This window comes from Paenibacillus sp. RC21, from assembly GCF_044907935.1.
GTDB lineage: Bacteria > Bacillota > Bacilli > Paenibacillales > Paenibacillaceae > Paenibacillus > Paenibacillus terrae_A.
The window spans coordinates 489,478-501,821 of record NZ_JBIYCS010000003.1 but is presented as its reverse complement, the minus strand read 5'-3'; the positions used below and the strand labels follow the sequence as shown (position 1 = coordinate 501,821).

At 48.2% G+C, this 12,344-nt stretch carries 11 protein-coding genes and 1 riboswitch; of the genes, 6 read left to right on the top strand and 5 right to left on the bottom strand.

Annotation, left to right across the window (positions count from 1 at the left end):
• Positions 1-14 precede the first annotated feature (14 nt).
• The 3 genes from ABIA61_RS12045 to ABIA61_RS12035 all read right to left on the bottom strand — a co-directional run bounded on the left by ABIA61_RS12045 (position 15) and on the right by ABIA61_RS12035 (position 2,552).
• Complete coding sequence (locus ABIA61_RS12045) at positions 15-1,646, bottom strand: formate--tetrahydrofolate ligase (RefSeq protein WP_404580783.1); 1,632 nt, start codon at positions 1,644-1,646, stop codon at positions 15-17.
• 210 nt (positions 1,647-1,856) lie between these two features.
• On the bottom strand, positions 1,857-2,003 hold the full coding sequence (locus ABIA61_RS12040; RefSeq protein WP_404580782.1) for a hypothetical protein: 147 nt from the start codon (positions 2,001-2,003) through the stop codon (positions 1,857-1,859).
• A gap of 36 nt (positions 2,004-2,039) precedes the next feature.
• Positions 2,040-2,552, bottom strand: coding sequence for a DUF6933 domain-containing protein (locus tag ABIA61_RS12035; RefSeq protein ID WP_283655047.1), 513 nt, complete (start codon positions 2,550-2,552; stop codon positions 2,040-2,042).
• A gap of 338 nt (positions 2,553-2,890) precedes the next feature.
• On the opposite strand from ABIA61_RS12035, the gene ABIA61_RS12030 reads away from it, so the two are divergent.
• The 6 genes from ABIA61_RS12030 to ABIA61_RS12005 all read left to right on the top strand — a co-directional run bounded on the left by ABIA61_RS12030 (position 2,891) and on the right by ABIA61_RS12005 (position 9,944).
• Complete coding sequence (locus ABIA61_RS12030; protein WP_283655046.1) at positions 2,891-3,598, top strand: response regulator transcription factor; 708 nt, start codon at positions 2,891-2,893, stop codon at positions 3,596-3,598.
• 1 nt (position 3,599) lies between these two features.
• The gene (locus ABIA61_RS12025; protein WP_283655045.1) at positions 3,600-4,544 is read left to right on the top strand and encodes a sensor histidine kinase; all 945 of its coding nucleotides are present in this window, start codon (positions 3,600-3,602) and stop codon (positions 4,542-4,544) included.
• Between the two features lie 118 nt (positions 4,545-4,662).
• Positions 4,663-5,586 carry an ABC transporter ATP-binding protein gene (locus ABIA61_RS12020; RefSeq protein ID WP_283655044.1) on the top strand — a complete coding sequence of 308 codons (924 nt, stop codon included), beginning with the start codon at positions 4,663-4,665 and terminating at the stop codon, positions 5,584-5,586.
• Positions 5,579-6,274: an ABC transporter permease gene (locus ABIA61_RS12015; protein ID WP_404519865.1), complete on the top strand. Its 696-nt coding sequence runs from the start codon at positions 5,579-5,581 to the stop codon at positions 6,272-6,274. The genes ABIA61_RS12020 and ABIA61_RS12015 overlap by 8 nt, the downstream gene beginning before the upstream one ends.
• A 123-nt stretch (positions 6,275-6,397) precedes the next feature.
• A riboswitch (FMN riboswitch) is annotated at positions 6,398-6,542 on the top strand.
• Positions 6,543-6,712: 170 nt separating this feature from the next.
• Positions 6,713-7,660 carry a DMT family transporter gene (locus ABIA61_RS12010; RefSeq protein WP_283655042.1) on the top strand — a complete coding sequence of 316 codons (948 nt, stop codon included), beginning with the start codon at positions 6,713-6,715 and terminating at the stop codon, positions 7,658-7,660.
• Between the two features lie 241 nt (positions 7,661-7,901).
• Entirely contained in the window at positions 7,902-9,944 is a 2,043-nt protein-coding gene (locus ABIA61_RS12005) for a methyl-accepting chemotaxis protein (RefSeq protein ID WP_283655041.1), read from the top strand.
• Between the two features lie 113 nt (positions 9,945-10,057).
• On the opposite strand, the gene ABIA61_RS12000 is transcribed toward ABIA61_RS12005, so the two are convergent.
• Together ABIA61_RS12000 and ABIA61_RS11995 are read right to left on the bottom strand one after the other, a co-directional pair.
• Positions 10,058-11,539: a carboxylesterase/lipase family protein gene (locus tag ABIA61_RS12000; protein ID WP_404580781.1), complete on the bottom strand. Its 1,482-nt coding sequence runs from the start codon at positions 11,537-11,539 to the stop codon at positions 10,058-10,060.
• Between the two features lie 154 nt (positions 11,540-11,693).
• Complete coding sequence (locus ABIA61_RS11995) at positions 11,694-12,257, bottom strand: GbsR/MarR family transcriptional regulator (protein ID WP_134910742.1); 564 nt, start codon at positions 12,255-12,257, stop codon at positions 11,694-11,696.
• Positions 12,258-12,344: the final 87 nt, after the last annotated feature.

Here is a 12,344-nt window from a genome sequence, read left to right as displayed (position 1 = left end):
TTTTCATAAAAATACTACATCAAGCCCTGAATGCTCCCATCCGGCTCCAGCGACATATGCTCGGCTGCCAGGGTTTTAGGCAGACCGGGCATGGTCATGGTGTTGCCCGTTTCCACGACCACAAAGCCTGCTCCTGCGGACAATGACACTCTGGACACGTGGATCGTAAAGCCCTCCGGTGCGCCTAGCAGAGACGGCTGATCTGAAAAAGAATACGGCGTTTTGGCCATGCATACAGGCAGTTGTCCAAAGCCAAGCTGCTCCATACCGGACAACGCCCGTTTAGCCGCTGGAGTATACGCTACCTCTGTCGCGCCATAAAGCTCCTGCGCAATGAACCTGATTTTCGCTTGCAGATCAAGCGCACTATCATACAAGGGTGCAAAATGAGCCTTGTCCTCTTGGAGCAGATGTAGCAGACTTTGGGCCAGCTTTTCTCCCCCTCGGCTTCCATGTGCCCACACCTGCGATAGCTCTGCGGGTACACCCAGCTTGCCACACTCCGCGAAAATCAGTTCCAATTCGGCTTCGCTATCTGTTACAAAATGGTTGACAGCTACCAGTACAGGCACGCCGAATTTTTGCAAATTCCGTACATGCCGATTCATATTGGCTAATCCAAGCTGTAATTGCGCCAGATTTTCCTCGTCCAGCTCATTTTTAGCTACACCGCCGTTATATTTCAGCGCTTTGGCGGTTACGACCAACACAGCCGCATCCGGCTGCAAACCGGACTGACGGCATTTGATATCAAAAAACTTTTCTGCCCCCAGCTCAGCCCCGAATCCGGCCTCCGTCACGACAACCTCCCCTAGCTTCAATGCCAGCTTCGTACCGATCAGACTGCTGCATCCGTGCGCAATATTGGCAAAAGGACCACCATGCACAATGACTGGTGTTCCCTCCAGCGTTTGCACCAGATTCGGCTTTAACGCATCCCGAAGCAGCACAGCCATACCTTCCACTGCTTGCAAATCCTCCGCCGTTACCGTTTCGCCCGCTTCATTATATCCGATGACCATTCGACCCAAGCGCACTTTGAGGTCGTCGATATTCTCGCTCAAGCACAATACCGCCATCACTTCCGAGGCCGAGGTAATCAGAAATCCGCTCTCTCTCACTGCTCCATTACCTGTTCCCAATCCGGTTACTATACTTCGCAAACTCCGGTCATTCATATCTACAGCCCGTTTCCACATGATTCGTTCCGGCTTCAAGCGCAAAGCATTGCCATGAAACAAATGATTGTCAATCATCGCTGCCAGCAAATTATGCGCCGCCGAAATCGCGTGAATATCGCCCGTAAAATGCAGATTAATATCCTCGGCCGGAACAATCTGGGCTTTTCCTCCCCCGGTTGCTCCCCCTTTCATGCCAAAGCAGGGGCCAAGTGACGGCTCCCGCAGCGCAGCTATGGTCTTGTGCCCCAGCGCATTCAGCGCCTGTGACAGTCCAATGGTGGTTAGCGTTTTTCCTTCTCCCGCAGGAGTCGGATTCATTGCTGTGACCAGCACCAGCTTTCCGTTCGGACGGTCCTTCACCTGCTCCCACAGGGACGGATTCAGCTTCGCTTTATATTTTCCATACGTCTCCAGATGCTCTTCTGCGATTCCTGCTTCTTTGGCTACCTCAATAATCCGTTTCATGCTCGTTATGTACCCCCTGTTTTTAAGTCTGACCGATGGTGTCAAACACTGTATCGTTTTATTTTACCAAAGTGTGACGCTTTTTGCGCTGTGATTCATTTCATCGCAAGCTTTGCTTTCCTGTGAGTTGTAAAAAAAGAGCATCCCCCGCCCAGATGGACTTTGGTGGATACTCTTTTGGCACGTCCTGTTTAACGACCAGCTCAGAAACTAACCGACAAAGTTGGCAGCATAATTTTCAGCAATAAATCCTTTAGAAATCAGGACAGCTTGGGATTTCTTCGTCGCAGGACCATAGCCTTGGGACAGCAGATCATTAATATGTAAGCGATTATAATATACTAGATTATATATCATAAGAGGGAACAAATGGAACTTATTTCCGAATTGATCTCAAGACTCTCGAACATTTTCTTGTTTATAATGCTTCTCCAAGGCCTCTTTAAAAGCATCAATAGGATACTGGTATTGTATCGATTTGAAGACAATTCGGTTATTCCACTGGTTTTTTTCCAGATCGATCCCATGCTCCATATCCAGTTCCTTCATGACGAAAATAATCTCATTCAGCGTCCCGACGACACTGCGATTATTGGTTGTAGCAGGCAGCATCTGCTCACCTTCCTGTGTGTACGCCTCTACAATTTGCTCATCAAAACCCTCACTGAGCATAAGTTCCTTCAAGGCTTGGACAAAAAGAGTTGGCAGGTTTTTGTACTGCGCCTTTTTGATTCCGAACAGTGTAACACTCAAGCGGGATGCATCATGCATAAACACAATATTTTTTTTCCGATTCAGCAAAAACAAGTTGGCGTGCCAACTATTCAAAGGCGGATAAATATCAACTTGAAGTGGTTCGACATCCCATTCCTTCAGCAGCTTTTGTGTTCCCCGTATGACAAACATCGTTGCTCTCCTTTATGACGGTCCTGTGCCGTAGCTCATGTTTCGATCATGTCCAAACTTTCGTATAAGGCATGTCCCGGATATCATAACACTGTATTCCAAACTTCGGATTGTAAACTCTTTCAGTATAATATAGGAAGGCGGTGAATTTCCAGTAATTTGATTACATCTTATGCTGGAGATGGAGAAAAAAAATCTACTTCAGTGCATTTAAGTTGAGAATATTCGCCCGTTTAAATTCGTTGGATATTTTCATGGAAATCCTCTCCACTGCTCTATATAATTCAGGTACAGTTCGTCACACGAGCTTAATCTAAAATTAGGGGTGTTCCACACCTATGTCACAACATATTTTACTCATTGAAGATGATACAGCCATTGCCGAGATGCTGCTCAAAGCGCTCAGTAAAGAAGGCTACACATTAACCACCGCCTATGACGGGGAAGAAGGGCTTCTTGCCTTTGAACGTCACACCTACGATCTGGTATTGGTGGATCTGATGATGCCCAAGGTGGATGGTATGGAGGTCATCCGTCGAATCCGTACCCACAGCGCTGTGCCGATTCTGATTATGTCAGCCAAGGACAGCGACGTGGATAAAGCGCTTGGACTGGGCTTCGGGGCAGACGATTATATCGCCAAGCCTTTTTCGATGGTAGAAATGACGGCACGCATTCAGTCCGCTATCCGCAGATTCACTATCTATGCGCGGCAGCAACAGCAGGAGGAACAGCCGAAAGCACAGGTCCTGACCTACGGAAATCTGCGCATTGATTTTGATCATTTTATGGTCACCCGCAACGGAATCCAAATTCAGTTAACAGCTAAGGAATCTGATATTCTCAAGCTATTTGTCACCCATCCGAACCGTGTATTTACTAAAGCGCAATTATACGGGTTTATCTGGAAAGAGGATTATATGGGTGACGAAAATGTGATTAACGTCCATATTCGCCGCTTGCGTGAGAAAATCGAAGAAGACCCCTCCCACCCTGTTCATATTAAGACCTTATGGGGCATTGGCTACAAATGGGAGAACGGGTGATATGAACATCGAGATCATTTCTGAATGGATCGTCGTCCTCATCCTGTCCGTCGTTATTGTATGGCTCTGGCGGGAGCGTGTGGCCCAAAAGCGCAAAATAAAGGATATCCGAAACGCACTGGAACGGATTGTAACCGTTAATCATGCGGAAAAGCTGTTATATGTCACAGGCGATCCCGAGCTGCAAAGGCTCATGACGGAAATTAACCGTCTGCTGGACTTGAATTTGAGAGTGTCTGTGGATTACAACCGAAGCCAAATCGCCATGCGTAAAATGATTTCAAACATTTCTCATGACCTCAAGACCCCGCTGACGGTGGTACTCGGATATGCCGAGATGCTGGATGCCGATCCGCATATTTTGCCGGAAGAACGTGCAAAGCTGCTATCCAGGATTCATCAGAAGACAAGCGAAGCGATTAAGCTGATCGGAAGCTTTTTTAGCTTGGCGAAGCTGGAGGCTAATGATACGGACATTCCGTTGACCCGGCTAGAGGTGGGAGAGCTGTGCAGACGCAGCATTTTGGAGTTTTATGATCTGCTGACCGCGCAGGGGTTTGCTGTGCATATTGATATCCCGGAGCACCCCATTCATGCCTTGGGGAACGAAGGAGCGTTTGGGCGGGTGCTGAACAATCTGATCTCGAATGCGATTCGCTACGGTGCCGATGGTCGGACACTGGGACTGACTCTAACGGAACAGCAGGACACGGTGCGTATAGAGGTATGGGATCGGGGGCAAGGCATACAGGAGCCTGAGCAGGACAAGGTTTTTGAACGTATGTACACGCTTGAGGATTCCCGAAATAAGGCGATACAGGGCAGCGGGCTGGGTCTTACGATTGCCAAACGTCTGGTTGAGACGATGAACGGAGAGATTCATTTGAGCAGCATTCCTTATGAGCGGACGGTCTTCTCTTTTACATTGAAAAAAATCAACTATTAATCGAACTCAGCATTATGCAGAATGCTCAACTTAATAAATTTGTAAGAATCGAGAAAGAAAAATGAACATTTCACCCTTTATGCTTAAATTATCAACAGTATACGAAGGGAGAACACCCATGACTTACATATTAAGGACGCATCAACTGACCAAAGCCCTGAAGGGCAACGAAATTGTAACGGGGGTCAGCATGAATGTGCGCCAGGGGGAAACTTATGGCTTTCTCGGTCCTAATGGGGCGGGGAAGACGACGATTATGAAAATGATTACGAACCTGCTCAAGCCCACCTCCGGTGAGATTGAATTGTTCGGTGAAAAATTAACGCCAAAGTCGTACCACCTGCTCGGCCGGATGGGCTCGATTATTGAATATCCGATTTTTTATGACAGGCTGACCGCCCGACAAAATCTCGAACTTCATTGTGAATACATGGGCTATTATAACAAGCAGGCTGTTCGGGATGCACTGGAACTGGTGAACCTGCGAAACGCAGATGACAAGCCGGTAAAGGATTTCTCTCTGGGGATGAAGCAGCGTCTCGGGATCGCCCGAGCGATTGCGACCAAGCCGGAGCTGCTGATTCTGGACGAGCCAATTAATGGATTGGACCCGGTGGGGATCAAGGAAATCCGCCAATTGTTCCACATGCTGTGCAAGGAATATGGCATGACGATCCTTGTGTCCAGCCACATTTTAGTGGAAATTGAGCAAATTGCCGATACGGTGGGTGTGATTAATCACGGTCGACTGATTGAGGAAGTGTCGATGGAACAGGTGCGGGAAACCAATACAGAATACATCGAATTTACGACCAATGACTGCAAAAAAGCAGCCTACGTCCTCTCCCATCACCTGAATCTGACGAATATCCGGGTGCTGAATGATCAGAATATACGCATTTACGATACAAGTGTACCGCAGAAACAAATTACGAAAACACTCATTTTAAATGATGTAGAGGTGGATTCCATCCACCAAAAAAACAGTACACTGGAAGACTACTTCGTGCGGCTGTTACATGGAGGTGAACTCCATGCTTAAACTGATGCAACTGGAGCTGAAAAAGTTTCATTTGGCGGGATATATCCGTTCGGCGTTGATCGCCAACGCGTGTATTTTTGGCCTGTTCATCATTATTGCGCTGGACAGCCAAAGTGAAGGAGTGCCCGAATTTACAGGGTACGCTGAGCTTTTGGACCTCCTGGACTATATGGTCAGAGCCACATTTATTATTTTTGCCTCCGTCCTGCTGTGCCGCTTTATTGTGAGCGAATTTAAGTCCAAGTCGATTAACATCTTGTTCATGTACCCGATTGACCGCAAAAAGCTGATGTTCGCCAAACTCTTGGTCGTGTTGCTGTTTACGTTCCTGTCCATTATTTTATCGGAAATCATCATTACGGCAGCCCTTCATCTATTAAATCAGTTCGTCGTTATTGTACCGGATAAGCTTAGCCTCACTATACTGGGACAGCAATCAGTGCGGACACTGATCAATGCGGTTGCAGCAAGCTTTATGGGGCTGGTTCCGCTGTACATGGGGATGCGAAAATACTCGATACCTACCACCATTGTGAGCTCGATCCTGATCGTAGCCTTGCTTTTCTCGAATAATAACGGCGCTACGCTTAGCTCCATTGCACTTGTACAGATCGGCTTTGCCGTGCTGGGAATGCTCGTAGCTTATGCGGCCATCCGCCGCATCGAGTATAACGATATTACCTCGTAATATGTAATTTTGTAAAACGCTTTCAAGAAATATATGAAAAACCTTGCTCGATGTACACATATTTTTCACTGGACTTCATTCTAAAACAGGTATATCCTAATAGGAGAAATTAAAAAACGGAATAAGGATCTTCGGGGTAGGGTGTGATTCCCAACCGGCGGTATGGCTCATGGAGCTAAGCCCGCGACTCTGTATCTGGCAACAAGATACGGACTGATTTGGTGAGATGCCAAAGCCGACGGTAAAGTCCGGATGGAAGAAGATCGAAGCATGAACATGCCGTCAAGTGGATGAATGCTGCATTCTTGGTTTTGCAGCAACTTCTTAACTTGCATAAAGCGGCAAGTTTATTTGATCAACCCCCGTCTTGCATGGCCTATCGCCATGGACGGGGGTTTTTATGCCACCGGTCCTGTATTCGCAAGGAGCTAATTGAGAATGAGTCAATCATCAACTGTACTAACATCCAAAGGTTTTGATCGTAGCTCCCACATGAAAAGCGGTTTTTGGCTAGTCGCGATTGGAGCGGCCTTGTGGGGCGCGGACCCACTGTTTCGCATTATTTTGCTCAAATCATTTACCTCTACACAAATTGTGCTGATGGAGCATGTGCTGCTCTTTATCGCCCTGGCACCAGTGCTGTGGAAGCATCGCGAGGAGCTTAAAGCGGTACGGCTTCGTCAGATTTTGGCTATCTTGTTCGTCTCGTGGGGCGGTTCTGCTCTGGCCAGCGTGATTTTCACGATGGCACTTAGCAACGGTGATCTTAACGCTGTGCTGCTGCTCCAAAAGCTTCAGCCGTTGGTCGCTATTATTCTGGCCCGCGTTATATTGAAGGAAATGCTGCCGCGTAATTTTGGAATATTAATTGTCGTGGCTCTGTTTGGGACGTATCTTCTTACCTTCGGCTGGTCGCTCCCTTTTGGACATGTTAATGATTTCGTCCACGTCGGCAGCCTGCTTGCACTAGGAGCAGCGGTCCTGTGGGGCGGTTCGACAGTGATGGGAAGCTACTTGCTTCGTTCGATGAAATATGAGACGGTGACCTCCCTGCGCTTCATGGTGGCTCTCCCTCTGCTGATCGTTCTCACCTCTGTGGAGCATGCACCTTGGAATATGCCTGCTGGCACATGGGCGGGCGCAGCCGTGATTATCAATCTGTTGCTGCAGGCGCTGCTCCCCGGTCTTCTCAGTCTGTTACTGTATTACAAGGGCCTCAGTACGACCAAGGCGTCTTATGCCACGATGGCAGAACTAAGCTTCCCGATGGTCGGTGTTGTAATTAACTGGATCGCTTTCCAGCAGATCGTTACGGTAGCGCAATTGACTGGCTTTATGCTTATCTGGATTACGCTCTTTATGATTTCTCGTCAGCAAAAAAACTAATAGGTTCAATGTCCATTTTATCCCTCACCCAAGCCAAATCGAGAAGATGCTTTTGCATCTCCGATTTGGCTTTTTATGTATAAGTATTAATATATAACATGATACTTTAGAACTATTTTTAGATAAAAACGTGCAAAACAAGCACCTATTTATCTTTTCCCATAGATTACATCTATAAAATTCATCGGTTTCTGTCGAATAAAACAATGTAGTAATTATCAGACACAGAGGAGTAAGAACTATGACTAATAAAGCAAAACAAACAGTGCCATGGTGGACCAGGTTTCTCAGACAGTTTTATTTAATGAAAACAAGATTAATTGTAGCTTTTTTGGCTGTCTTATTGATTCCCAGCATATTGATTGGGTACTTTTCCTATCAGAGTGCCGAAACACAGCTTCGCCAGCAAATGGGTAGCTCGATTGATTTCAACCTGTTTTTATTTCGCAGCAACATTAATCAATATGTATCACCTTTAATAAAAGATTTAAATGTATTAGCTACTGAGGTTCAATCCAATACCCTGAACTCCAAGGAAGAAGAAATTCAGGCTAAATTTGATGTGATCCTGAAAGCTCATCCCGAGCTGGATGGGGTACTTCTCGGTAATACAAAAGGAGAATATGTCCGTTCACCAAAGAAAGAATCAACGGATTATGATCCCCGTGAAAAAACATGGTATTCAAATGCGATGAAGTTAAACGATGAAACATTCATTAGTGCTCCGTCAGTCAGTGCTTCCTCGGGTAATTTAGTGGTCACGTTGTCCAGAAACTTACCAGATGGTCAAGGAGCTATAGCAATGAACTTGAGTCTGGATAGACTAAGCCAAAGCTTGAAGGATGTTACGATCGGCAATCGTGGCGGACTGTTTGTGGTTGATGCGAACAGTACAGTTGTAGCGGGTGCTGGAGCTGCCTTTAAGAATACGGGAAAAAAACCGGCAGACTCCATTGAGGGACTACCCGTTATTACCAAGTTAAATGAAGGGGAAACCCAATCATCATCTGCAACGAAAGAAATTCGATTTATGAACAGAGATATGCAATCATTTACACTCGTTGATCCTCTCACGGGATGGAACATCATCGCCTTGGCAGATCAGGAGGATTTTAGCGATTCGGTAGCTCCCATTTTGAAACAAAGCCTGATCGTTATCGCTATATCCGTGCTGGCTGCTGCTATTGTTATTATCCTGATGATTCGCTCGTTCCTGATTCCACTGGGCAAGCTGCAAAATGGAACCCGCAGCGTCCGTGACGGCAATCTCACCGCACGGGTCAATCTGTCCGGCAAGGATGAATTCAGCGAGCTGGCGCAAAATTTTGACCAGATGACACATGCACTGCATACGATGGTTTCCGAGGTCAACCAAACGTCGTCCCGACTCGCGTCCTCCTCCCTGATGATCAAGGAAAGCACGGAGCAAACGACGGAATCCGTGCAGCATGTAGCGGAAACGGTTATGGAATCCGCAGAAAATGCGACCACCAGTGCAGAGGCATCCGAGCAAACGGCCAATGCCGTTGAGGAAATGGCCAAGGGTGTCAGCACCATTGCGGAATCGGCAAGCTCCATCGTAGATTCAGCAGGACAGACTGAGCATGACGTAGCCAAAGGCAGCCAAATGATCGGAAGCGTACGCACACAGATGGACCGTATTTTGGAAGCTGTGACCCAAACCGCCAGCCTGATGGATGAGCTGTCACAGCTCTCTGACGATGCGAAGCAGATGAATAGCGCAATTGCTGCCATTGCCAAGCAGACCAACCTGTTGTCGCTGAACGCGTCAATTGAAGCCTCCAGAGCAGGCGAAGCCGGGCGTGGATTCGCCGTGGTAGCCGTGGAGGTTCGCAAGCTGTCGGAGCAATCCAAGGAAAGCGCGGATTCCATCAGCCAGATCATTACACAGATGCTGGATCTGATCCAGCGCTCCACAGCTACGATGAACGGTAATGTTCGTAACCAGGTGGGCGAGGGACTGCGTATTAGCCAAGATGCAGAAGGTGCTTTCACGAATATTGAGCGCTCCACATCTCATATTGTGGAACAGATTCAAAGCGTATCCGCAGCCGCTGAACAAATTTCGGCCAGCACAGAGGAAGTTTCGGCTACTGTTACCCATCTGGCAAGCCTGTCCCGCAATTCGGCGGATAGCTCACAGACGACTTCCGCAGCCGTTCAGGAGCAAATGGCGGCGATGGAAGAAATCGCTTCTTCCTCTCAGGAGCTGTCCAATATGGCGCAGGATTTGCAAGAGCTGGTGAAGCGATTCAAGATTTAGTTCCTGTAATACATCTGCACCTGTTCAACCTAAAAAAGCCTTCGCCCGTATACAAAAATACGGGCGAAGGCTTTTGTGATGTTAGGGCATTAGACGATATCTCAATACTTGGATCAAATACTCATCTGTCCGGTCAACTGGCGGCGTCTTTCCCCTTCCGGGTCATGCTGCACCGAGATACCTTGATGAAAAATGGTCGTAGCCCGCGATTCCCTGTCATATACCGGCCATTCCCCTTCCGGCAGCACAGGCTTTCCGTCACGTGCAAAAGCAACCCATGCCTGCTGCATATCGTAAGCCAGCGTCCTCATAGGCGGATGAACGTCCAATCCAAGCTTGCCTAGCAGCTCCAGATTATCAAAAACAAACGCAATTTCCGCGCCGTGAACCGCTTGTCCGAATACAGGATGCCCCGGCAGTGTCCAGTCAAAACGGTACATCCACACCGGGGCATGAACCGCTTGGGCAACCGCTAGAGCCAGCGCAGGCCGCCAGAAGAACAGATCGGTCAGCATCTGCGCTTGACCCTCAATCGTAACAGGGAAAGGTTCCGTCAAATCGCCAACATCTGACATGCCCGTCATCATTTCCAATGCCTGACTCGCCGTCGACTTGTTCATCAGATGGGATTCCTTGCGAATAAAGTAAGCACCCTCCTGCAAATTTGTCCCGATCATAACGGATACCCGCTTCGCTGATCCTTTTGCTATCGCAGAAAGGGGTACGTCAGGCAAGGTCACACCATCCACAACGGGTTGATAGAGCATTGCCAGTCCCGGACCCATCATTTCATGCGTCTTGGCCATGGCAAACATGAGCGCCTCCGTCGGTAGCGTAAACAATCGTTCCGGATGCAGGGTGTCCACCCCCAACTGCTGGAGATATGCAGTCGTGACTTGCTCCGCCTGTGAAGTCGGCAGCACCTGCGATGCTCCGCTCTGTAAAATAGCACGTCGGAACAGGCCCTCAGCGGCTGGCATGGCCAACAACGCGGCAATGCTCATGGCGCCCGCCGATTCACCGAACACCGTCACCTCGTCCGGGTTACCGCCAAATGCGGCAATATGGTCCCTGACCCATTCCAGCGCAGCAATCTGATCCAGCAGCCCCGCATTAGAGGTCAGTCCGTCTCCCCGTGGAGTCAGGTGCAAAAAGCCCAACGGCCCGAGCCGATAATTGAGCGTAACGACGACAACATCGCCATTCTCCGCCATCCGTGCCCCGTCATATAATGGAATAATTCCCGATCCTGTTACAAAAGCTCCGCCGTGAATCCACACCATCACCGGACGTCCCTTCGCAGGTGCCTCCGAAGCAGGCGTCCAGACGTTCAGGTACAAGCAGTCCTCCGAATGCTCAGGCGGTTCCACCAGATTCCCGGTCATACTCTCAGCAGATGGCATAGGCTGCGGACAGATCGGCCCAAAGCGCGTCGCATCTCGTACCTCTTCCCAAGGCTTCAAAGGCTGAGGCGCGTGAAAACGCAGTTCTCCCACAGGAGGCTGTGCATATGGGATGCCTTTCCATACACGATATCCATTCACCGTTTCCCCACGAAGCTGACCCAGGCGGGTATGTACTGTAATACTCTCCATAATGAAGCCTCCTTTAACTCTATTATACCCTTTGCACAGGGCCAAACCAAAATCGAACAAAGCTAATCCAAAATTAACAAAGCCAAACACAAAAAAACGCCGGGAACGCTTTTTACGCTCCGGCATTTTTATGGAAAGAAAAGAGGATAAACGATTAATCACGAACCTCTTCCTTCGGAATCAGCTTGTATATTTCTTCGCTTTCCATCGAATCAATCAGTCGGTCCAGCCACTTGTAATAGGCAACAGCCTGCTTCATTTTCAAACGATCCTGCTGGAGAACAGCCTTAAATTCCTCATATTCCCCATCCCGCTCCAGCAATCTGTCCAGCTCCTCAATGGCCTTGCGCAGCACCAGCAAATTCGTTTCAACCGCTTTTCTCCATTTAATTGCAAAGAAGTCTGTGAACGTTTGATGCCAGTCATATTCGACCTCATACAAATCCTTGCGTGAGCCTTTGCTCCACACCTTGTTGACCATTTTCAAATCCAGCAGTGTTCGGACACCGGTACTCATGCTCGTTTTGCTCATTTCCATTTCACGGCCCATTTCGTCCAGCGTCATCGGTTTATCCGCAAAAAAAAGCAAACCGTACAAATGCCCCGCAGACAGGGTGATCCCATACAAGTCCATATTTTTACCTATAGCTTCTATGACACGTTTGCGAATTTTTTGCAGCGAAGCCTGCTGCTCATCACCTAACTGGTACAAGCTCATGCTTGCAACCTCCTAATTTTAGAGCATTTTGCCTAAGATCGTATGAACGACTTTTACCCGTAATCGATTGGCTTTGACGCAACACAT